17 protein-coding genes and 1 tRNA gene are annotated in these 21,998 nt (G+C 66.4%); 16 read left to right on the top strand and 2 right to left on the bottom strand.

The window, feature by feature from the left end; translation table 11 throughout:
• The first annotated feature begins 325 nt into the window (after window positions 1–325).
• Window positions 326–2,299: an acetate--CoA ligase gene (acs, locus tag CXY78_RS12725; protein ID WP_092339133.1), complete on the top strand. Its 1,974-nt coding sequence runs from the start codon at window positions 326–328 to the stop codon at window positions 2,297–2,299.
• Between the two features lie 198 nt (window positions 2,300–2,497).
• A complete protein-coding gene (locus CXY78_RS12720) occupies window positions 2,498–3,742 on the top strand; it encodes an acyltransferase (RefSeq protein ID WP_158253320.1) in 1,245 nt (414 codons plus the stop codon).
• A 6-nt stretch (window positions 3,743–3,748) separates the two neighbouring features.
• Here the strand turns inward: CXY78_RS12720 and CXY78_RS12715 are convergent, their stop codons facing one another.
• Together CXY78_RS12715 and CXY78_RS21260 are read right to left on the bottom strand one after the other, a co-directional pair.
• Window positions 3,749–4,219 (bottom strand): RidA family protein, encoded by a 471-nt coding sequence (locus tag CXY78_RS12715; RefSeq protein ID WP_092339137.1) that lies wholly within the window; start codon window positions 4,217–4,219, stop codon window positions 3,749–3,751.
• A gap of 2 nt (window positions 4,220–4,221) precedes the next feature.
• Window positions 4,222–4,389: a DUF4177 domain-containing protein gene (locus tag CXY78_RS21260; protein ID WP_166789918.1), complete on the bottom strand. Its 168-nt coding sequence runs from the start codon at window positions 4,387–4,389 to the stop codon at window positions 4,222–4,224.
• Between the two features lie 71 nt (window positions 4,390–4,460).
• Between CXY78_RS21260 and CXY78_RS12710 the strand changes: the two genes are divergently transcribed.
• The 14 genes from CXY78_RS12710 to CXY78_RS12650 all read left to right on the top strand — a co-directional run bounded on the left by CXY78_RS12710 (window position 4,461) and on the right by CXY78_RS12650 (window position 21,954).
• On the top strand, window positions 4,461–7,073 hold the full coding sequence (locus CXY78_RS12710; protein WP_233206182.1) for a transglycosylase domain-containing protein: 2,613 nt from the start codon (window positions 4,461–4,463) through the stop codon (window positions 7,071–7,073).
• A complete protein-coding gene (locus tag CXY78_RS12705; protein WP_092339142.1) occupies window positions 7,070–8,062 on the top strand; it encodes a metallophosphoesterase in 993 nt (330 codons plus the stop codon). Before CXY78_RS12710 ends, CXY78_RS12705 begins: the two co-directional genes overlap by 4 nt.
• Before the next feature lie 63 nt (window positions 8,063–8,125).
• Window positions 8,126–8,199 (top strand) — tRNA-Pro (locus CXY78_RS12700).
• A gap of 135 nt (window positions 8,200–8,334) precedes the next feature.
• The gene (locus CXY78_RS12695) at window positions 8,335–9,828 is read left to right on the top strand and encodes a DHA2 family efflux MFS transporter permease subunit (protein ID WP_104089635.1); all 1,494 of its coding nucleotides are present in this window, start codon (window positions 8,335–8,337) and stop codon (window positions 9,826–9,828) included.
• 30 nt (window positions 9,829–9,858) lie between these two features.
• A complete protein-coding gene (locus tag CXY78_RS12690; RefSeq protein WP_104089634.1) occupies window positions 9,859–10,332 on the top strand; it encodes a VanZ family protein in 474 nt (157 codons plus the stop codon).
• A gap of 46 nt (window positions 10,333–10,378) precedes the next feature.
• Window positions 10,379–11,257: a hypothetical protein gene (locus tag CXY78_RS12685; RefSeq protein ID WP_104089632.1), complete on the top strand. Its 879-nt coding sequence runs from the start codon at window positions 10,379–10,381 to the stop codon at window positions 11,255–11,257.
• Window positions 11,258–11,304: 47 nt separating this feature from the next.
• Window positions 11,305–12,399 (top strand): acyltransferase family protein, encoded by a 1,095-nt coding sequence (locus CXY78_RS12680; protein ID WP_104089631.1) that lies wholly within the window; start codon window positions 11,305–11,307, stop codon window positions 12,397–12,399.
• Window positions 12,396–12,962: a YdcF family protein gene (locus CXY78_RS12675; RefSeq protein ID WP_092339152.1), complete on the top strand. Its 567-nt coding sequence runs from the start codon at window positions 12,396–12,398 to the stop codon at window positions 12,960–12,962. The genes CXY78_RS12680 and CXY78_RS12675 overlap by 4 nt, the downstream gene beginning before the upstream one ends.
• A gap of 143 nt (window positions 12,963–13,105) precedes the next feature.
• The gene (locus CXY78_RS12670; RefSeq protein ID WP_092339154.1) at window positions 13,106–14,572 is read left to right on the top strand and encodes an O-antigen ligase; all 1,467 of its coding nucleotides are present in this window, start codon (window positions 13,106–13,108) and stop codon (window positions 14,570–14,572) included.
• Window positions 14,573–14,656: 84 nt separating this feature from the next.
• Window positions 14,657–15,697 carry a hypothetical protein gene (locus CXY78_RS12665; protein WP_092339500.1) on the top strand — a complete coding sequence of 347 codons (1,041 nt, stop codon included), beginning with the start codon at window positions 14,657–14,659 and terminating at the stop codon, window positions 15,695–15,697.
• Window positions 15,694–18,609 carry an oligosaccharide flippase family protein gene (locus tag CXY78_RS12660; protein WP_104089629.1) on the top strand — a complete coding sequence of 972 codons (2,916 nt, stop codon included), beginning with the start codon at window positions 15,694–15,696 and terminating at the stop codon, window positions 18,607–18,609. Before CXY78_RS12665 ends, CXY78_RS12660 begins: the two co-directional genes overlap by 4 nt.
• Entirely contained in the window at window positions 18,606–19,835 is a 1,230-nt protein-coding gene (locus CXY78_RS12655; RefSeq protein ID WP_104089628.1) for a glycosyltransferase, read from the top strand. The genes CXY78_RS12660 and CXY78_RS12655 overlap by 4 nt, the downstream gene beginning before the upstream one ends.
• The gene (locus tag CXY78_RS21065; RefSeq protein ID WP_158253319.1) at window positions 19,832–20,881 is read left to right on the top strand and encodes a polysaccharide pyruvyl transferase family protein; all 1,050 of its coding nucleotides are present in this window, start codon (window positions 19,832–19,834) and stop codon (window positions 20,879–20,881) included. Before CXY78_RS12655 ends, CXY78_RS21065 begins: the two co-directional genes overlap by 4 nt.
• On the top strand, window positions 20,878–21,954 hold the full coding sequence (locus CXY78_RS12650) for a glycosyltransferase (RefSeq protein WP_158253318.1): 1,077 nt from the start codon (window positions 20,878–20,880) through the stop codon (window positions 21,952–21,954). The genes CXY78_RS21065 and CXY78_RS12650 overlap by 4 nt, the downstream gene beginning before the upstream one ends.
• Window positions 21,955–21,998: the final 44 nt, after the last annotated feature.

Below are 21,998 nucleotides of genomic sequence, written 5' to 3'. Positions count from 1 at the left end.
ACTATGGAACCGCTTAAATAGAAGGGGCGGCACCTATTGGGGGGAACAGGTGCCGCCTAGCATCGCGCAGATTGGGGGGAACCGTACGCGATGCTGGTCAAAACTTTCGTTCAGACGTGTTTAGTTTACGCAGCCGCGCTCAAAATGCAAGTCCGATGTCCTCATTAGAGAGGACACTCGGGCGGGGGGTACAAAATCACCCTGAAACAGGGGTCCATTTCTCAGTATTTCGTTTGTGTATACAGAGATTGGCCTGAAACCGGTAGGGTTCAGGTGAGCTGGCAATGTCCTGCATGCACGTACCGCAAAGGAGCGAATTACACATATGACGGTTAAAATTGACACCCTCCTGCACGAATCGCGTCGATTCGCGCCCACTCCCGAGTTCGCCGCGCAGACAGCAGCGACACCAGACCTGTACACCGAAGCGCAAAACGACCCGACCACCTTTTGGGCTGATCAGGCCCGCAATCTGCTGCACTGGCACAAGCCGTTCACCAAGACCCTCGACTGGACCAACCCGCCGTTCGCGAAGTGGTTTGAAGACGGCGAACTCAATGTCGCCTACAACTGCCTCGATCGCCACGTTCTGGCCGGCAACGGCGAGCGCGTAGCTCTGTACTTCGAGGGCGAGCCCGGCGATTCCCGCAGCTACACCTACGCCGAGCTCACCACCGAGGTCAAAAAAGCCGCCAACGTGCTGCGCGGCCTCGGCGTGACAGCCGGCGACCGCGTGGCCGTGTACCTGCCGATGATTCCAGAGGCTGTCATCTCCATGCTCGCCGTGGCCCGCATCGGCGCCGTGCACTCCGTCATCTTCGGCGGATTCAGCGCCGAAAGCCTGCGCTCGCGCATCGACGATGCCAATGCCGTGCTCGTGATCACGGCCGACGGCGGCTACCGCAAGGGCAAGATCAGCGCCCTCAAGCCGGCCGTCGACGCCGCCCTGCAGTCCAACGACTCCTCGGTGAAGAACGTACTCGTGGTCAAGCGCACCGGCCAGGACGTGCAGTGGAACGACCGCGACATCTGGTGGTCCGACGCCATGGAGACGGCGTCTCCCGAGCACGAGGCCGAGGCTTTCCCGGCCGAGAACCCGCTCTTCATTCTGTATACATCGGGCACGACCGGCGCGCCCAAGGGCATCCTGCACACCAGCGGCGGTTACCTGACTCAGAACGCGTTCACTCACCAGAACGTCTTCGACCTCAAGCCTGAAACGGATGTCTACTGGTGCACCGCCGACGTCGGCTGGATCACCGGACACAGCTACGTGGTCTACGGCCCTCTCGCCAACGGCGCCACCCAGGTGCTCTACGAGGGCACCCCCGACTCCCCGCACACCGGCCGCTGGTGGGAAATCATCGAGAAGTACAAGGTCTCGATTCTGTATACAGCGCCGACCGCGATCCGCACGTTCATGAAGCTGGGCCGTCAGATTCCGCAGCAGTTCGACCTGTCGAGCCTGCGCGTCCTCGGCTCGGTGGGCGAGCCCATCAACCCCGAGGCCTGGATGTGGTACCGCGAGGTCATCGGCAGTAACATCACGCCGATCGTCGATACCTGGTGGCAGACCGAGACCGGCTCGATCATGGTCTCGGCCCTCGCCGGCTTAACCTCGACGAAGCCGGGCGCCGCCCAGGTTCCGGTTCCCGGCATCACCATCGACGTGCTCGACGACGACGGCGTGCACGTGGGCCACGGCAATGGCGGGCTCCTCGTCGTCACCCAGCCCTGGCCAGCCATGCTCCGCGGCATCTGGGGCGACCCCGAGCGCTTCAAGGAGACCTACTGGGACAAGTTCGAGGGCACAACCGGCGCGAAGGACGGCCCGCTGTACTTCGCCGGCGACGGCGCCAGGCTCGACCACGACGGTGACATCTGGCTGCTCGGCCGCGTCGACGACGTCATGAACGTGTCCGGCCACCGCCTGTCCACGGCCGAGATCGAGTCGTCTCTCGTTGCCCACTCGCTCACGGCCGAAGCCGCTGTGGTCGGTGCCGCCGACGAGACCACCGGTCAGGCGGTCGTCGCGTTCGTCGTGATCAAGTTCAGCCAGGCTGAAATTGCCTCGCACGAGGACATCGTCGATATTCTGCGCAAGCACGTTGCCCAGCAGATCGGTGCCATTGCCCGCCCGCGCGACATCTACATCGTCGACGAGCTGCCGAAGACCCGCTCCGGCAAGATCATGCGCCGTCTGCTGCGTGACGCGGCCGAGGGACGCGACGTCGGCGACGTCACGACCCTCGCCGACACGATGGTCATGAACACCATCACCTCGCAGATGAAGAAGTAGCCAGCGAACACCAGCGACGGCCGTCTTCCCTCCGGAAGTCGGCCGTTGCCGTTCCCCCCGGCACCGTAACTCCTGCAATTCACCGCCGCCGCAGATCTGGCCCCTAATTTCACGCGGATGCTTCGCGCGACCCCCACAAATTGCAGGAGTTGTGCAGGCTCCCGCCCGGGAACCAGCAAGGGGCCCTACTGTGTGGACATGACTTCAGCCGCGACACCCGGGCGCGGTCGCCTCGGCCGGCTGGATGCGCTGCGCGGGGTGGCCGCCGTTGTTGTGCTGGTGCACCACGTATCGATGACGGTGCCGCAGATCGCCGCAGCCTACGAGTCGAGTGCCGGCCTGACCGTGTACTCCGTTGGCTGGTGGACCACTCTGTCCCCGCTCAAGGTGTTGCTGGCCGGCCCCGAGTTCGTGTTGGTGTTCTTCGTGCTGAGCGGCTTCGTGCTCGTGAGGTCCCCGCTGGCTGCCCGCTGGAACGGCGCGCGGTACGACTGGGTGGCCTATTACGTGCGCCGCGTCATCCGTTTGGCCGTACCCGTGCTGGTGTCGGTGGGCCTCGCTGTCATCTGGATCGTGCTGGTGCCGCGCACGGTGGGCGCGGCAGGCGGGCCGTGGCTGGCCCGGCAGGACACACCAGACCTGGGCCTTGGCAATCTGCTGCGGGAAGCCAGCATCATTGGAGAGACCCGGCGCCCCGACATCAACCCGCCCCTGTGGTCCCTGGTCTGGGAAATGTGGTTCTCGCTGCTGCTGCCGGTGTTCGTCGTCCTCGCCGCGTTCACCCGCAGTCTGGTCAGCGCCCCGGTGCGCCGTGTTCTGCTCTGGGCCGCTTTCTGGTGTGCCCTCGCCGGCCTCGGCTACGTCACGACCACCCAGGCGCTCATGTACCTGCCGCCGTTCGCGCTCGGCGCCCTGCTCGCTGCCAACTTTGACGAACTGCAGCGGTGCAGCGAGCGGCTGGCCGAACGGGCCAGCGGTCGCCTGCTCAGATTCGCGCTGGCCGCGCTCGGCCCGTTCCTCCTCGTGGCCTATTGGATACTGCGCCCGCTGACCAACGGCGAGTGGAGCGACGTCACCCTGTCGCTGCGGGTGGCCGGCGCGTTCGTGATCGTGGCGACCGTGGCGTTCTGGCCAGCTGCGCAGCGGGTCAGCGAGCCGCGGCTCAGCGGGCCGCGGCTCAGCGGGCACTGGCCGCGCCGACTACTCACCTGGCTGGGCTCGATCAGCTTCAGCCTGTACCTCGTGCATTTTCCGATAGTGGTGGCCTTCGCACTGCTCGCCGGACCGGGGCGCTGGTGGCTGGGCGCTCTGGTGTCGGTGCCGCTCAGCCTGCTGATGGCGCAAGCGATGACCCGGTGGGTCGAGCGACCGGCACAGGTGTACGGAACGCGCGCCGGGGCATCCGTTTCAGAGCGGATGCCCCGGCTCGCGCCGCGCAGATAACGGCGGTTAGGCGAACGCGACGACGAACTCGATCTCAACCGGAGCGTCGAGCGGCAGCACCGCGACGCCGACAGCGGAACGCGCATGGCGGCCGATGTCTCCGAAGATCTCCACGAGAACGTCGGAGGCTCCGTTGACCACGGTCGGCTGGCCGGTGAATGACGGATCGGAGGCGACGAAGCCGGTGACCTTCACCACCTGGGTGATGCGGTCGAGCGAACCGATGACGCTCTTGATGGCGGCGAGGCCGTTGAGGGCGCAGGTGCGGGCATATTCCTGGGCGTCAGCGGCGGGAACGAGGCCGTGACCGTCACCGACCTTGCCGGCGGCGGGCAGCGCGCCGGACACCATGGGCAGCTGGCCGGCGGTATAGACGAACCCGTTGCTGATCACGGCGGGCAGGTAGGCGGCGACCGGCGGTACGACGCTGGGCAATTCAAGACCCAGTTCGGCCAGTCGGGCTTCGATCTTCGACACGCTTAGGCCTCTTCCTTGCCGGCGAGCGGGCGTTTGAGATAGGCAACCAGGCCGCCTTCGGGGCCGGGGACAACCTGCACGAGTTCCCACCCGTCGGTGCCCCAGTTGTTCAAAATAGCGGCCGTGTTGTGGATCATCAACGGTGTTGTGAGGTACTCCCAGGCGGGCATGTGACTCCTATTTAGGCGGGCGTTCAGATTTGTCGCTTACGCTCAAGTGTATGTCTGCCAAAAATCGAACCGTGAGCGGGGCTCTGGGGGGTTTCCTGGGTCTCGTCGGGATGAGTGCCGTTGCCGGCATTCTCGTGACCGCCGCCGTCGCCCCCGCCGTTGCCCTGTCCGGCATGGCCGCTACGAACACCATCAACGTGTTCGACAGCCTGCCCGAGTATCTCTCCATCGATCGGCTCTCCCAGAAGAGCAACATCTACGCGTCGACCAACGCCGAGGATCCGGTGGGTACCCGCGTACTTCTGGCCTCGTTCTACGAGCAGAACCGGGTAGACGTCGCCTCTGACGCGATCAGCCAGTTCGCCAAGGATGCCGCGATTGCCGGTGAAGACCCGCGGTTCATGGAGCACGGTGGCGTGGACATTCAGTCCAGCTTCAACGGTGCCGTGCAGACTCTGGCCGGCGGCGGCACCCGCGGTGGCTCATCGATCACGCAGCAGTACGTGAAGAACGTGCTCATTCAAAAGTGTGAGGTCATGACCGACGCCGATGCGGCGAAGTCGTGCTACGCCGATGCCACCAAGCCCACCGCCGACCGCAAGCTGCGCGAGATGCGCCTCGCCATCGGCATCGAGAAGAAGTACGAAAAAGCAGACATTCTTCGCGGCTATCTCAACATTGCCGGGTATGGCGGAACGGTCTACGGCATCGAAGCCGCCGCCAACTACTACTTCAACACCACCGCCCTCAATCTGACCCTGCCGCAGGCGGCGAGCCTGGTGGCGATCGTGAATAACCCGGTGAAGTTTCAGCTCGACCACCCCGACAGCGAAACGAACGGCGCGGCCAACGGCTACGCTGCCAACAAGTTGCGGCGGGACTACATACTCGACGAGATGCTCAAGTACGACAAGATCGTGCAGGCCGACTACGACGCTGCCATCGCAGCGCCGATCGAGCCCGTCATCACGGTACCCAGCACCGGCTGCCAGACCGCCGGCGACAACGCCTTCTTCTGCGACTACGTCACCAAGATTCTCAAGAACGACGTGACCTTCGGCGCGACCGAGGAAGAACGCCTGGCCAACTTTAGCCAGGGCGGGTTCAACGTCTATACCACCCTCGACCTCGAGCTTCAGGCCACCGCCGTCGCTGCGCTCAACGCCAACGTTCCGAAGACCTACGACGATTGGAACGTCGGCGGCGTCGTGTCCAGTGTGCAAGTCGGCACCGGCAATGTGCTGGTGATGACCCAGAACAAGGACTACAGCCAGGACCCGGCCGTGCAGGCCACCGGCGCCAACTACACGAGCATCAACTACAACACCGACTTCGCCTATGGCGGGTCCGGCGGGTTCCAGCCCGGTTCTACCTACAAGGTGTTCACCCTGGCTGAGTGGCTCAAGGAAGGCCACGCGTTGACCGAACGAGTCGACTCCCGCCGCAAATCGAACTGGGGCAATTTTCAAGACAGCTGCCTCGGCGTGCGAAACTACGACAACGACACGCCGCCCTTCAACCCGCGCAACGACTCCAATGAGAGCGGAACCAACTACTCGGCCCTGCAGTCCACGATGGGTTCCATCAACACGGGCTTCATCGGCATGGCCAAGAAGCTCGACCTCTGCGGCATCCGCAAGACCGCCGAAAATTTCGGAGTGCACCGGGCTGACGGCGGTGCCCTCGACCAGGGAGCGGCTTCGGTCATCGGCACCAATGAGATCGCGCCGCTCACGATGGCAGTCGCCTTCGCTGGCATCGCCAATAACGGCATGACCTGTAGTGCGGTCGCTATCTCGAAGATGCTCGCGTCCGACGGCACCGAGCTGCCGATCCCCAAATCGAATTGCCAGCAGTCCGTTGAGCCGGCAGTCGCTGCCGGCATGCAGTACGCCATGAAGACGGTTATGGGAGGCGGAGGGACAGCAAACGAATCCAACCGCAACACATCTCCCCGCCTTCCCATGATCGGTAAGACCGGAACCACTGACGGCGCCAAGGACACCTGGATGAGCGGCGCCAGCACCAAGGTCGCCACCGTGGTCGGCGTGGTCAACGTCGGCGGCAACAACTGGAAGAGCCAGCGTAGCTACAAAAACACCCTGCTGGGCAAGTATGCCGCCACGGCACGCCACCGCATCTGGCCGCTCGTCATGTCCAATGCCAATGCGAAGTACGGCGGAGACGACTTTCCCGAGGCGTCCTCCAGCGTGATCAACGCTGTCGCCGTTCCGGTGCCCGACGTGCGCGGCAAGTCGATGGCGGAAGCCAAGAGCACAATTGAAGGGGCCGGGTTCCTGTTCGTCGACGGCGGCGTGACCAGCTCCGAGATCCCCGCCGGCACCGTAGCCAACACCGATCCGGCCGGCGGCTCAGCATCCACTCGCGGTGCCACCGTCACGGCCTTCTCGAGTGACGGCACCGGAGTCGTGATTCCCGCGGTTATCGGTAAAACCGAAGCGGATGCCCGCGCCACGCTGTCGGCCGCCCCCTACGGCTTCAGCGTGGCCAAGCTCGAACAGGCCGTGACCGACAAGGCGCAGGACGGCAAGGTGGTGGCGATTCAGCCGGGCGAGGGAACGGCCAGCCGCCCCGGTGACGGGGTGACGATCGTCATCGGCAAGTACACCGCGCCGGAGCCGGCCGCATCCGGTCAAGGTGCCAACAACGGAAAGAACGGATGACAGCGCTCCGTAGCCTGGGCGAGGGCGGGCGGCTCGTCGGCGCGTCGCTCGCGGCGGCGGGCGCCTTCGGCCTGGCCGCCTTCGCCTGGGGCGCGCTCGTGGAGCGCACCCGGTTCACCCTGCGTGAGGTGAGTGTGCCGGTGCTCGCGCCGGGATCGGCGCCTATCCGGGTGCTGCACCTCTCCGATTTGCACATGGCTCCGTGGCAGAAGAACAAGCAGGAGTGGTTGCGCAGTCTCGCCGCTCTGAAGCCCGATCTCGTGGTCGACACCGGCGACAATCTCGGGCATGAAGACGGCGTCACGGGCATCGAGTATGCCCTGGCACCGTTCCGGGGAATTCCCGGTGTGTTCGTGAACGGTTCCAACGACTACATTGGTCCGCAGTTGAAGAACCCGTTCACCTACTTCGGCGGGCCGTCCAGCCGGCGTACTGTGCGCCGGGAGGAGCTCGACACCGATGCCCTCCGCCGGGTGTTCGCCGATCTCGGCTGGACCGACATCAACAACGCGGCCGAGTCTCTCGACCTCGCGGACACCCACGTGGAGTTCTTCGGCGTCGACGACCCGCACATCGGCCGCGACCGGCTCGACCTGATCACGCGGGCGATCGACGACCTACGGGCCAACGATCCGCTCGGCGATGACGTCTGGCCCGACCCGGAAGAAGCCGCGGCCCCGCGTTCCACTCTCACGGTGGGCGTGGCTCACGCGCCGTACCAACGCGTGTTGAATTCGTTCGTGAACCACGGCGCCCAGCTCATTCTGGCCGGCCACACCCACGGCGGTCAGGTCTGCGTACCCGGTTTCGGAGCGCTCGTGACCAATTGCGACATTCCGCGCCGCCAGGTGAAGGGTTTGAGCCTGTGGAACCACGGCCTGCGCACCGCCTTTTTGAACGTCTCGGCCGGTCTCGGCACCTCGATTTATGCGCCGGTTCGGTTCGCCTGCCCGCCCGAGGCGACCCTGCTGACCCTGACCGCAGCCTAACTGCCGACTCAATTCGTCGCGGGAGGCTTGGAGCGCCTATACTGATTGAGGCCCACGGGCCATCGGGGTATGGCGCAGCTTGGTAGCGCGCGTCGTTCGGGACGACGAGGTCGCAGGTTCAAATCCTGTTACCCCGACAGCAGTAAAATCAGCAGAAATATCATAAAACCCCCACTCCAATCGAGTGGGGGTTTTGTTGTAGGATCGCCTGTCGGCATCAGCGTCACTCCTGCCGAGGATCGCCGGGAGACCGGCGCAAAAGGATCTCGCGCATGACTTCTACGCCAGCCACCCCAACAACTTCCGTCGTTCCCCGCCGCGCCTGGCAGGCCCTGATCGTGCTTCTCGCCGGTATGTTCATGGCCCTGCTCGACACGACCATCGTGAACGTGGCGCTGCCGAGCATCCGCACGAGCCTCGATGCCAGCGAAGCCACCCTGTCGTGGATCATCTCCGGTTACGCCCTGGCCTTCGGCCTCGCGCTCATTCCGGCGGGCCGGGTGGGCGACCGGTACGGCCACAAGTGGGTCTTCTTCACCGGCCTGGCCCTGTTCACCCTGGCCAGCCTCGCCTGCGGACTCGCACAAAACGACCTGCAGCTCATCGTCGCCCGGGTCATTCAGGGCCTGGCCGGCGGCATGTTCGTGCCAGCCGTGACCGCCGTCATCCAACTGATGTTTCCGCCGCTGTCCCGTGGCAAGGCCTATGCCATCATGGGCTCGGTCATCGGTGTCTCGACGGCCCTCGGCCCCATCGTCGGCGGACTGATCATCGAAGCCTTCGGTGTGGAGAACGGCTGGCGGCTGGTGTTCTGGGTGAACCTTCCGATTGGTGTTCTCGCCCTCATCGCCACGGTCTTTCTGTTGCCCGGCGGCGCCGCGCTCCCTGAGAAGACCCGGAGCTCGCGGGCGGGCATCGACTGGTTGGGACTCGTGCTCATCTCGGTCGGTCTCGTGGCGCTCCTCGTGCCGCTGATCGAGGGGCAGGACCAAGGCTGGCCACTCTGGACTTTTCTCACCCTGGCCGCCGGCGTGCTGCTCGTGGTGGCGTTCGGTGCCTGGGAGGTGTCCGTCGCCAGGCGCAGCGGCAGCCCGCTCGTGCCTCCGCACCTGTTCTCCCACCCGGCTTTCACCGGCGGTGTCATTCTCGCGCTGGTCTATTTCGCGGCGTTCACCAGCATTTTCTTCACCATTTCCATCCTCTGGCAGGCCGGCCTCGGGCACAGCGCCCTCGAGTCGGGCCTGGTCTCCATCCCCTTCGCGATCGGCACGATTCTCGGGGCCTCACAGAGCGACCGACTGGCCAAACGCCTCGGACGCACCATTCTCGTGGTCGGCGTTGCCTTCGTCACGATCGGCCTGACCTGGATCTGGCTGGTCATGCTGCTGACCACCCCGGGCGATCTGACCAACTGGCACCTGCTGCCACCTCTGTTCATTGCGGGCCTCGGCAGCGGATTCTTCATCGCCCCGAACGTGTCATTCATCGTCGCGACCGTCGATCGCGCCGAGGCGGGCGGCGCGAGCGGCGTGGTCGGCGTGATGCAGCGCGTCGGCAGCGCGGTCGGTATCGCCGTGATCGGCAGCGTCTTCTTCGGAACCCTGACCGTGACCGGCCCTGGAGCGGATGCCCTCGCCACGGCTTTCACCCACAGCGCCACCATGGCCATGGCGGTGAGCGTCGGGTTCGCCCTGCTCGCGCTCGTGCTCGTCTTTGCCCTGCCGAAACGCGTCGCCGGCAACGGCCCGGCCGCTGCCGCCGGGTAAGGCAGAGTTGACGAGTATGCAGGACCTGACATGACCGTGATTCGACGACGTCGGCACAGCCTGCTGCGCCGCGGCGCCCTGTGGATCACGCTGGTCTACCTGGTGCTGCTCGCGCTGATCGCATTCTGGCCCACGCCGGTCGACCGCGACATGCACGGATCAATCGGGGCTTTCGTGACCTGGTTGCACGCGCACGGAATGCCGAACCGGTTCGGTTACGACACCATTGAGTTCACCGCCAACATCGCGCTGTTCGTTCCAGTGGGCCTGCTCGTCGTCGTGCTCGCAGGAGCGCGCCGCTGGTGGCTCGGCCCGGTGGCTGGCGCCCTGATCAGCGCCATGATCGAGCTCGGCCAGCTGATTTTTCTGCCGGAACGGTTCGCGACCGTGAACGACGTTGTCGCCAACAGTCTCGGGGCACTACTCGGCACGGGTCTCGCGCTCGTCGTGCTGCGATTCGCCCTCGGACCGCGCCAGACGCCCCACCCGATCCACCTTCGCTAACATTTCGGGTTGGACCTCGTCGTTTCTCTCTGCTACCTTCGGCAGAATGAAGCGTCGAGAGTTTCTCACTTTGTCAACTGCTGGCGCAGCCACGCTCGGCTTGGGTGCGCTCGGCGCACCCGCCGCGTTCGCTGCCACCGCCCCGAAACTACCCGGGGAGGTGTCGCGCCTGTCGAATGTGCTCACCCAGAAGGGACGGAAGCTCTACGACAACGTTGAGGTGGACATCGGCGGCGATCAGGCCCGCCTGTTCATTCCGCAGACAATCTCGATGAACTCGACCGCCGCCATCGGTGCCGTGTGGTTCTATCACGCAGCCTCCAGCTCCCACAACGCGCTGAACGGCGGCTTCAAATACCCGGGCGAATTGGTGGTCGACCAGAACAGCATCGCCATCTGCATCAATGCCGGCGGCACCCAGTACACCAACTCCATCGCCACGACTGCCCAGAAGAACGCCTGGACCTACCTGAACTCGCTCTACACCGTGCGTCGCAATTTTCTGCGCGCGACCTCCTTTGGCGGGTCGCTGGCCTGCTACACCTACGGCAAGAAGCTCATCCCCTACATTCGCGGCCTGTACATGGTGAACGGCCTCTATGACAACGAGTGGCTCTACGCCTACGACACCAAGAATCAGGCGCACGTCGGCGACGCCTACAACAACGACCCCACCCTGATCAAGGGCACCAACCCGGCGCGCATCAGCGCAACACCGTGGACCAATAGCCGGGTCAAGGTGCTCGTCTCCGATGATGCCCACCCCGATAACGTCGTCGTGCCGAGCAAGAACGGCCTCGCTCTGGTCAACAAGATCAAGCTCGTCGCCGCCGACACCCAGGTGATGTATCACACGCTCGGCCACGAAACGCCGGGCTTCGCCCACACCGACATGATCAAAACCTTCGCCCAGTGGTCGGTATAACACCGTGGTCGGTCTGAGACACGGGACGGTCTAGCAGGGAGGCACTTGTGGCCAGCACAATCGATCGCACCCGGGTCGACTGGGTCGACGGTGCCAAAGGCATTGCCATTCTGCTCGTGGCCCTCGCGCACGCCGTGCAGTGGACGGTTCTCTCCGGCCTCGCCCCGGAGCTGTGGAACAAGATCAACCTGGTGTTCATCGTGTTTCGCATGCCGCTGTTCTTTCTCGCCTCCGGGCTGTTTGCCGGCTCCATCATCAAACGCACCTGGCCGGCGCTCTGGCGCACCCGGCTGAGCCTGCTGGTGTGGGCGCTGCTGCTGTGGACGGTCATCCGTTTCGCGTATTTCTCGCTGCTGCCGAACCCCGCGGGCTTCGATGAGACCAACCCGATCGACCTGCTGCTCGCCCCCGTGCGCCCGAGCAATGGCCTCTGGTTTCTCTACGCCCTCGCGTTGTTCTTCGTGGCCGCGAAACTGATGCTCAATCGCGTCGACTGGCGGGTGCAGATCGGTGTTGCCGCCGTGTTGTCGGTGTTGTTCTTCGCGCGCGCGGACACCGGCAACATCGCCTGGAACGGAATCGGCCGCTACTTCGTGTTCTTTCTGCTCGGCTGCTACCTGCGCGAATGGATCCTGGCCTTCGTCGACCGGCCCAGCCGGTTCGGCGCTCTCGGGCTGGGGCTCGGTTTCGGTGCGGGCTTCCTCGTGCTGGCCGGAGTGATTCTCACCGTCGACGCCCGGGTGCCGTTCATCACAGGCAGCCTCGTGCTGGTGAGCCTCGCCGCCCTCGGCGCCGGCCTGCTCCTGGCCCGGTTTCTGGTGGGCTTTCGCGCGTTCACCTGGCTGACCTATGTGGGCCGCAACACCCTGCCGATCTACGTGGTGCACGTTCTCTTCGTCTCCGCCATCACCAGCCTGCTGCTGCTCGCGCGCGGCCAGGCCTGGCTCGACCGCCTCGCCCCGGTGCTGCCCCTGATCGTCGCCGGAGGCGCCGTCGCTGCCTCGCTGTTGTTCTGGCGCCTGGTGCGCGACCTGCCGGTGCTGCGCTACGGATTCGCCGTGCCGACCTGGTTCTCCGGTCGCCCGCCGGTCGCGGCGCTGAAATCCCGACCAGCAGAGCGAATGCTGCCGCGCAGCGAGTGAGGCACCCCCGTCGGCAGCGCGCGCTGATCGTGCTCACCGGCCTCGTGCTGCTGACCGTGGGCTTCCTGGCCATCACCACGCGAACGGTCATGTTTCCGCGCGAGGACCAACCGGTCGCCGCCGACGCTATCGTCGTGCTCGGCGGACTCGGCAGCGCCGCCGTGGTGGCGAAGGCCGTGCACCTCGCCCAGGCCGGCTACAGCGGAAAGATCTTCATCTCCGACGCGTTCGGCGGTGATACCCGACCGGCGAATCTGTGTGCGCGAGCGGTGCCGGTACCGGGCACGGCGATTACCGTGGAGTGTTTCGATCCACACCCCACAACGACCCGCGGTGAGGCCGAGGCCATCGCGGCGTTTGCGACCGAACGCGGCTGGAACCGGGTGATCGTGGTCACCTCGAGCTACCACGTGAGCCGGGCCCGGGTGCAGATCAGCCGGTGCTACGCGGGGGAACTCGCGGTGATCGGCGCCGCACAGCCGATGGATCCCGGCAAATGGGCCTACCAGTTCGTCTACCAGAGCGCCGGATTTCTGAAGGCGCAGTTCACGCCGTCATGTTGACCCAAATACCGATTTTCACACCATTGCGCTGGTGCTGAGGAAAATTCACGTGTTATCGTTGCGGCTATTCGCACCAATAGTGCTGCGCAATACCCGAACTATTCACTGCGCCAACACTGCGCCACTACTACCCGAGGCGGCCGATGTTCGATTCCACCCTGCGCCGATTGAGGAGCACGCCGGTCGTTCTGGTCGTGCTCGCCGCACTGTTCGTCATTGTGTCCAGCGTCGTGCTGCCCCGATTCATCACCACAGTGGGCATCATTCTGATTCCACTCACCCTGCTCGCCTTTGCCGCCGTCGTCACCCTGTTCCTGCTGCCGGCGCACATCCTGCCGGCCGTCGCGCTCGTCACCTTCGCGCTGATTCCGGCGCGCATCCTGCCGCAGGACGGCCCGATCGGCGCCCTGCCGCTGACCACCATGATCATCGTCATCTGGGCCCTGCGACGCCTGCTGCCAACGAAAACGGATGCCAGCCCCGCGACCCCGCCGGCCCCCTTCCGGTCGGCCACCCGCTACTTCGCCCTGCTGTTTCTGGTCTGGACACTGTTCACCCTCGCGCGCACCACCGACCTGCAGGCGAGCCTGGGTTGGATGATCAGCTTCAGCGCTGCCGTTCTGCTGCCGCTATGCATCGGCACCAGCACCCGAGAGGCGTACTGGATTCGCCGCACCTGGCTGCTGCTCGGAGCCTGGCTCGGTGCCTACGCGGTCGTCGAAGGGGTTCTGCGTTTCAACCCGATTTGGGGCACCCTGTTCTCGGCGCTCGGGCTGACCGACCACCAGCACTGGTCGGTGTATCGGGCCGACGCGTCATTCGGGCATCCGCTCTTCGCGGCCCTGTTTTTTGCCGTCGCCTGCGCCTTGGCCATTGGCATCTGGCTGCGGGAGAACTCCAAGCTCGCGCTCGCCGCGGCCGTCTTCAGTAGCCTCGGCCTGGTCACCACCGTCTCGCGCGGGGCGATTCTCGCCGCTGCCATCGCCATCGGTTTCGCCTACGCGGTGTCGCTCGTGCTGCGCGGCGAAAAGCGCTGGGGCAAATTCGCCCTGCTGGCCGGGCTCTTTGTCATTGCCGTGGTGGGATTGTTCCAGTTCGATGCCTTCACCGCTCGCAACAACTCCGTCGAAGCCGAGCTCTCTTCGCAGGCCCGCGACCTCGGCGTGTGGGTGTCGGTACAGGCCGCGAATCTCACCGGCTGGATCGGGTCGGGCCCTGGCACGTCCGGCATCACCGGGCGCCTGTTCAACGAGGTCACCATCGAGAACTCGCTGCTGCAGCTGCTCATCAGTATCGGCCTGCCCGGCCTGGCGCTGTTCCTGCTCATGATCGGCTCGGCCATTGCCCACGCTCTGTCCCGCAGGGCGGTCGGCGCTGCCGCCGCCCTGGCGGCGTACACGGTGTGCATCGCCGGCTTCAACGCGATCGACGCACTGCGCCCGATGCACCTGTTGCTAGGCCTGCTGCTGATTCTGGCGCTGAATCCCAGCAGAGCGGATGCCGCCGGCCCGCTCGAATCCGGCCGCGCACCCACTGCGCGGCGGGCATCTGGTGCCCCAAACGGGGGTATGCACGACTCTGACGCAGGAGCTCCCTGCACGCTACGCTAAACCGACAGATTCTCACGTTTGAGTTGATCCGTTTAGCCGCTCTGTTTAGCCGATCCGTTTCACCGGCCCGTAAGGGGAATGGGCATGATGACAGCATTTAATGGACACCTGACAGTTTTACAATCGCTGAGTCCGCCCGACGGCACCACCCGGTACGTCAACCAGGTCGTCGAGGGCGCTCCCGATGCGGTGACCATGCGATTCTTCTCCTGGCGCACCGCGCTGCTCGGCCGCTATGACGTCTTTCACGTGCACTGGCCGGAGCTGCTCATCCGCGCGCCGAGGCCGCTGAAGGCCCGGCTGCGCCGCGGTGCGCTGTACGCCCTGCTGCTGCGCGCCAAGCTGCAGCGCATTCCGATCGTGCGCACCGCGCACAACATGACCCCGCACGAGGCGGCCGGTCACGATGCCGAAACTCGCGCGCTGGACGCGCTCGACGCTCGCACGGCCCTCGTAATCCGGCTCAACCCCACCACACCGGTCGAGCCCGAGTCCCGGGCGGTCACCATTTTGCACGGCCACTATCGCGACCGTTTCAGCGGCATGCCGCGGCCAGACTCGGTGACGGGGCGCATCCTCTATTTCGGTTTGATCCGCCCGTACAAGGGTGTCGAAACGCTGCTACAGGTGTTCCGGGCGTTACCTCGGCCCGACCTGACGCTGCGCATTGTGGGCCGGCCGTCGAGCGGGCTGGGTGAGATCATCAGCACCGAAACCGCCCGCGATGCGCGGATCAGCTCCGTGCTGCGTTTCGTCTCCGACGAGGAATTGGTGATCGAGGTCGGCGGGGCCGAACTGGTCGTGCTGCCCTACCGCGAAATGCACAACTCCGGGGTGCTGCTCGTGGCACTGTCGCTCGATCGACCGGTGCTCGTGCCGTCGACAGCCTCGAACCGGGCGCTGTCCGAGGAGGTCGGCCCCGACTGGATCTACCTCTACGAGGGCGACCTCACTCCGGAGATCCTGCTCGGCACCCTCGAGCGGATGCGCGCGGCCGGCCCGCGACCGCGCCCGCAGCTCTCCGGGCGCGACTGGAAAACGCTCGGCCTGCAGAGCTATCACACCTACCTGCGGGCCCTGCAGCTGACCGGTCGCACCGTGGCTGCCGGGCGGAGCATCCGTTGACCGCCACGATTCAGCCGGGAACCCCCGAGAAGCCCCGCTCGACCGCCGGACTTGGCCGCACCGCGGGGCGCGGAGCATCGACCACCCTGGTCGGCCAGCTCATTCGCATCGGCGTGCAGCTCGGCGGCATCGTCGTGCTCGGCCGACTGCTCGACCCGAGCGACTACGGCCTCGTCGCCTCGGTCGCTGCCATCATCGGCGTCGGCGAGGTGCTGCGCAACTTCGGGCTGTCGTCGGCCGCCATTCAGGTGCGCGACCTCAGCCGGCACCAGAAAGACAACCTGTTCTGGATCAACAGCCTGATCGGGCTCGCGCTCATGCTGCTCGCGGTACTGTTCAGCCCGCTCATCGCCACCCTGTACGGCGACGACCGGCTCGTGCTGCTCACCCAGGTGCTCGCCGGAACGTTTCTGCTCAACGGCCTGGCCACCCAGTTTCGCGCGGACCTCAACCGCAACTTTCACTTCGTGGCCCTGGCCGGGTCGGAGATCGGCGCGCAGGTCGGCGGCCTCTTCGTCGGTATCGTGATGGCCCTGAACGGCTTCGGCTACTGGGCTCTCGCCGGGCAGCAGATCAGCCAGGGCATTCTCACCATCATCATTCTCATTCCGGTCACCACCTGGTTTCCCGGCTGGTATCACCGCGCCGCGCCCATGCGCCACCTGATCGTGTTCGGGTCGAACCTGGCCGGTACCCAGCTGCTCGGCTACGCCAGTCGCAACACCGACACGATCGTGATCGGTGCCACCCTCGGTGCCGGCCCGCTCGGCCTGTACAACCGGGCGTTCCAGCTGCTGCTGCTGCCGCTCAACCAGATCAACGGTCCGTCCACCCGGGTGGCCCTGCCGGTGCTGGCCCGGCTGCAGGACGACCCGCCCAAGTACGACCGGTTCATTCTGCTCGGGCAGACGATCATGCTGCACGCGGTCACCATCGTGCTCGCCTTCTCCTGCGCCCAGGCCCTGCCGATCATCAGCATCGCGCTCGGCAGCCGGTGGCTGGGTTCCGCACCGATCTTTCAGATTCTCGCCATAGCCGGATTCTTCGAAGCCGCCGCCTACGCCACCTATTGGGTGTTCCTGTCGAAGGATGCCACCAAGCAGAACCTGTATTTCGCCCTCACCACTCGGCCGTTGCTGGTGGCCTTCGTGCTGGTCGGTTCGCTCTGGGGCGTCTACGGCGTCGCCGCCGGGTACTCGATCGGCGTCGCGCTGATCTGGCCGATCGGCCTCTGGTGGATCAGCCGGGTAACGGATGCGCCGGCGCGCGCCATGTTCCTGGCTGGCGTGCGCGCCATTCTCGGTTACGGTTTCGCCACCGGCGTCAGCTGGGCCGCCGTGCAGTGGATTCCGATCGAGCTTCCATTCGCGCGCGTCGCCCTCGGCGGAGTCGCGCTGCTCGCCGCGATCGGCCTGGTCATGCTGATCTGGCCGATTTTTCGCCGCGATGTGCGCTCGATCACCCAGGCCCGCAACTTTCTGCGCTCCGCGAAGGCGTCGAAATCGGGCAGCCCCAGCGTTGATATCGACACCGACCAGCTGTCCCCCGCCCGCATCCCGGCGCGGACCCGCACGGCCGGCCGCACCCGGCTGCGCATCATCCGCCGGTTGGACCGGGTCGTGCACGGCCTGGCCGCGGCATCCGCTCTGCCGTATCTGCGCGACCGCGCTGCGCTGCAACACGCGACCAACCAGCTGCGCCCGTTCGATCTGCGCGCCCAGCGGTGGCATGTTCTCGTCGCACCGCCCGGCGAGGGCAATATCGGCGATCAGGCCATGGTCGAGGCTTATCTCGAAAACGTGGAGGGACCGGTGCAGGTGCTCGTGCGCCGGCCGGCGGACGTGCGGATTCCCACGCAGCATGCCTCGCGGGCGCAGCTCGTACCGATTCCGCACCTGATCTACGGTACCGGGCGGGTTCACCGCCAGGCCATGGCCCTGCTGGCTCCGGTACTCGACGGAGCCCGGTCGCTGACCGTGATCGGCGCCGATATCATGGACGGCGCCTACAGCGTGCGCGCCTCCTCCCGGCGAGCGGATGTTGCCAGCCTGGCCCGCAGCATCGGCGTCGAAGCGCGCATTCTCGGCTTCAGCTGGAACGGCCACGCCAATGTGGGAGTGCGCCGGTCGCTCGCCCGGGCCGACCGGATGGGCACGCGGTTGCAGCTGCGCGACCCGGTATCCAGCGAGCGCGCCCGCACCGATCGCTTCGAGAACGTGGTGGATGTCGCCGACGCCGTGTTCGCCGCCCGCACCAGTTGTAGCCTGGCGGTGACGGAATATCTCGGGGCCACACCGGCCCGGTACGCCGTGGTCAACGCGAGCGCGCTGGTTGGCCGCAGCTTCGACCAGACCACGGAGTACGCCCGAATCGTCACGGCACTGCTGGAGGCGGGGCTCCGCGTGGTGTTACTGCCGCACGTCGTGCGCACCAGCGGTGACGACGCGGCCGCCTGCCGAGCCGTGTTCGACCGGCTGGCCGCCTCTGGCGGGCTGACGGATTCCGGAGTGGTCCTGGTGAACCGGCTGCTCAGCCCGGCCGAAGTGCGCGGGCTGTGCGCCGGCGCCGACATCGTACTGACCGGTCGCATGCACCTGGCCGTGCAGGCCATGTTCCACGAGGTGCCCGCCGTTGCCTTGTCAACCCAAGGCAAGGTCGCCGGCATGATGCGGCTCTTTGACACGCAGGAACTGTGCGTCGAACCGGGCGTCGGCCTAGCCGAGCGCATGATCCCGGTGGCCCTGGCCGTGTTGGCCGAGCGAGAGAGCTATCGCGATCGGCTTGCCGCGCGGCTGCCCGAGGTGCAGCGCCTGGCCGCTCTGAACTTCTCGGGATTGCCGAGTGCAACGCGTTCCCATTCCCCTGCCCTGACGGCCCCAAGCCCGACTCCCCACAGACAAGGCCCCGCATGACACTCTCCTCACCGCCCCCGCCCGACTATGAGCGCGGGCACCCAGCCCTGCGACGCATCCTCTTTGTTATTCCGTCACTGCACGGTGGCGGGGCAGAATTCGTGGCCCGCACCTGGATGGGCTGGCTCGCCGACCAGGGCTACGAGGTGAGCGTCGTGCTCACCGCCGCCGAGGTGAAGCCGGAGTACCTGCCTGACGGGGTTGAAGCCATTTCTCTCTCTGCCCAGCACGGCCATGTGCGGAAAGCCTCCGCGCTGCGCCGCCGCCTGCTCGACTGGCAGCCCGACGTGGCGATATCCCTGCAGGCGCACCCCAATCTGGTACTGCTGACGGCAGCCCACCTGATTCCGGTGCGACTGCGGCCGCGCGTGCTGGTGAGCGAGCGCAACCTGGTGTCGCTCGGACTGCCCGGTTCGGGCCTCGCCCACCGGGTGAAGATCTGGTTCGCCAAGCGCCTGTATCGGTGGGCCGACCACGTGATCGCCATCTCACATCCGGTCGCCGCGGAAATGGTCGCGGCTTTCGGGGTGCGCGGCGACCGCATCACCGTCGTCGCCAACCCGGCGACCGCGAAGCTGCGCGGAACCCCGCGCGGGCCGGGTACGACCGCGGCGCGGGTCGAGGTGAGTGGTGACGGTACCGCTCCGGCCGAAGCGGGCGGCACGACCATCCTGGAGCGATCCGAACGGCGGCCGGGGTCGGCCAATGGCATTCAAATCGTGCTGGCCTGCCGGCTGGTGGCGCAGAAGCGTCCGCTGCTCGCCATCGCGGCCGCAGCGGAGCTCGCCCGTCGCGGCGTGGCCGTCGAGGTCGTCTCCTTCGGCGGCGGCCCGCTGCTCGACGACGTGCAGGCCGCGGCCCGACAGGAGCACGTGGTCTTTCACCACCGCGGCTGGGTCGAGAACTGGTTCGACCACTTCGGCGACAACGCGGTGGCCCTGCTCACCTCGAGCCGGGAAGGCTTCGGCAATGTGCTCGTGGAGGCCGCGGCGGCCGGCTATCCGGCGGTCGCCGTGTCGGGGGCACTCGGAGTAGCGGATGCGATTGTGCCCGGTATCACGGGGGAACTCGCGCTGTCCGCTCATCCGGTTGACCTCGCCGACGCCATCCTGCGGGCAGCCGAGCTGCCGCTCGACAACATCGAACCCTGGCTGGCCCGATTCTCGGAGGAAGCCAGCGGCTCCGACCTGGAACGAGTGCTGCTGCGGGTTGTGGAGCGCACATGAGAATCTTCGCCTCGGCCATGGGCCAGATCGACAATGTCGGCGACACCGTGTTGCGGCGGGCCTTTCTCGAGGCGCTGCGCGGGGCCGGCGAACTGCAGGTGTTCGTGGGCGCCCGATCGGATGCCTATCTGAGTGGGCTCGGCCTGCACGACGAAGACCGGGTCTACCGCACCAGCGCCGAGTGGCGACGAGAGATTTCGCGGTCGACGCTGCGGGAGGCATCCGTGTATGCCTTCAACTCCGGCGAAATTGAGCTGCAGCGCGCCTACGCGCTGCGCTATCTGCGGTTGGCGCCACACCTGGCGCTCAACCGGCTGCGCGGCGGCCATGCCGTGCACGCCGGGTTCGGCGTGCGGCAGAAGACCGGCTGGCGCATTCCGGTAGCGGCTACCCTGCGCCTGTGCGACCTGGTGGCCTGGCGCGACGCCTACAGCCGTTCCGCGATGGGGCTCGGCCGTATCGCTCCCGACTGGGCCTTCGCCACGGGAGCAGCGGATGCCGACCTGATAGCGTCCACCGCGGATCGCCCGCTGCTCGCAGTCTCGGTGCGCTACAACGGGCGACGCCCCGACGCGGCCTGGCTCGCGGCGCTCCGCGGTCTGGCCGACACTCTCGGGCTCGAGATCGTCACCGTGTCGCAGATTGAACGCGACGGGCCACTCGCCGAAGAACTCGCGGTCTCACTCGGCGGCACGGCCCTGGTCTGGGACGGCCCGGACCATGCAACACAGGAGCTTCGCCTGCGCGAGGTGTACCAGCGGTCGCTGCTCGTGGTGAGTGACCGGCTGCACGCCGCCGTGATCGGGCTGACCGAGGGCGTACTGCCGCTCGTGATCGCTGACGCTGGGCCGTCGAAGGCGGCCCGCACCCTCGACGCGGTCGGCATCAAGGGCGCCACGATCGGCTGGACGTTGCCCGACCCGGCGGCGCTCGAGCGCCGGTCTCGCGACGTGATCAGCCGCCGGGAGCCGATCCTGCGCCACGTCGTGGAGGCCCGCGCTTCTCTGCGGGAGCTGACCGACACCATTCGAAAGCTCACCGCGTGAATGGGGCGCACGCCGCCGGGCGGCCGGAGGAGGGCAACAGCACGAACGCCGCCGCGGAGGGCAGCGCCGGCAGGAACGGGCATCCGGTCGTGAGCGTCATCGTTCCGGCGTTCAACGCGGCAGAGTTTCTCGCGGACGCCGTCGAGCGCCTCGTGCAGCAGACGCTCGCCGCATCGGTGGGGTCGGTCGAGATCATCGTGGTCGATGACGGCTCAACGGATGCGACGGCCACGATCGGCGCGCGGCTGTCCGCCGCGCATCCGGGCGTGCACTTCTTTCCCGAGGAGCAGAATGGCGGTGTCGCGCGCGCCCGGGCGCGCGCGGTCGCCGAGAGCCGGGGTGAATTTCTGTGGTTCGTCGATTGCGATGATGACTGGGCTCCGTCGGCGCTGGAGAAACTCGTGGCGGCGGCGCGGTCGACCGGCGCCGACGTGATCGTCTGCGGCGCCGAATATGTCTATCCCGGCCAGCGGCGCCCGTTGGCTGCGCCCCTGCTGAACGGTCCGATCACCGGCGCCGAGGCTTTCGGAATGCTGCTCGACGGCGAGATCAGCGGACACCTGTGGAACAAGCTGTTCCGCAGGGAGCTCACCCGTGAGATCGAGTTCACCCCGGCCCGGGTGCACTCCGACCTGGCGATGGTGGCCCAACTGCTCGCCGCGGCCGATCGTGTGGCCGTCATCCGTGATGTGCTGTATTCCTATGTCGTGCGCGGTGGGTCGATCATCCGCTCGGGGTCGCGCCGGGCTGAGTCGCTGCTGCTGGTGGAGCAGGCCGTCACCACGGCGGCGATCACCCTCGATACCCGCATCATCGGATCGAACTCGTACGGCTACTTTCGGCTGCGCTACATTCTGCTCTCCGGGCTGAAAGACGCCCTGAGCGGCCCGTACGATGCCGAGGAACGTGACGAGATTGTTGCCGAGTTGCGTTCCCGGCTCACCTGGCGCCTCGTGCTGCTCGCCGCGCGTCGTGGCGATTGGAAGCGCCTCGCACTGGCCGGCTCGGCGAAGGTGAGCGTGCCGCTGCACCGCCGGGTGCTGCGCCTGGCCGCCGAGCAGGGTGAGCGCTGAGCCTGTGGAGGCTGCAGCGGGCGAGCTGCGCAGAGACGTCACGC

It is taken from the genome of Cryobacterium sp. N19 (assembly GCF_002929595.1).
GTDB lineage: Bacteria > Actinomycetota > Actinomycetes > Actinomycetales > Microbacteriaceae > Cryobacterium > Cryobacterium flavum.
This window is presented reverse-complemented; position numbering and strand designations above follow the sequence as displayed.

What these genes read in the sequence shown, in the direction of transcription:
- acs (WP_092339133.1), top strand. Translation starts at nt 326, where the DNA reads ATGACGGTTAAAATTGACACCCTCCTGCACGAATCGCGTCGATTCGCG.
- CXY78_RS12720 (WP_158253320.1), top strand. Translation starts at nt 2,498, where the DNA reads ATGACTTCAGCCGCGACACCCGGGCGCGGTCGCCTCGGCCGGCTGGAT.
- CXY78_RS21260 (WP_166789918.1), bottom strand. Translation starts at nt 4,389, where the DNA reads ATGCCCGCCTGGGAGTACCTCACAACACCGTTGATGATCCACAACACG.
- CXY78_RS12705 (WP_092339142.1), top strand. Translation starts at nt 7,070, where the DNA reads ATGACAGCGCTCCGTAGCCTGGGCGAGGGCGGGCGGCTCGTCGGCGCG.
- CXY78_RS12695 (WP_104089635.1), top strand. Translation starts at nt 8,335, where the DNA reads ATGACTTCTACGCCAGCCACCCCAACAACTTCCGTCGTTCCCCGCCGC.
- CXY78_RS12690 (WP_104089634.1), top strand. Translation starts at nt 9,859, where the DNA reads ATGACCGTGATTCGACGACGTCGGCACAGCCTGCTGCGCCGCGGCGCC.
- CXY78_RS12685 (WP_104089632.1), top strand. Translation starts at nt 10,379, where the DNA reads ATGAAGCGTCGAGAGTTTCTCACTTTGTCAACTGCTGGCGCAGCCACG.
- CXY78_RS12670 (WP_092339154.1), top strand. Translation starts at nt 13,106, where the DNA reads ATGTTCGATTCCACCCTGCGCCGATTGAGGAGCACGCCGGTCGTTCTG.
- CXY78_RS12665 (WP_092339500.1), top strand. Translation starts at nt 14,657, where the DNA reads ATGATGACAGCATTTAATGGACACCTGACAGTTTTACAATCGCTGAGT.
- CXY78_RS12655 (WP_104089628.1), top strand. Translation starts at nt 18,606, where the DNA reads ATGACACTCTCCTCACCGCCCCCGCCCGACTATGAGCGCGGGCACCCA.
- CXY78_RS21065 (WP_158253319.1), top strand. Translation starts at nt 19,832, where the DNA reads ATGAGAATCTTCGCCTCGGCCATGGGCCAGATCGACAATGTCGGCGAC.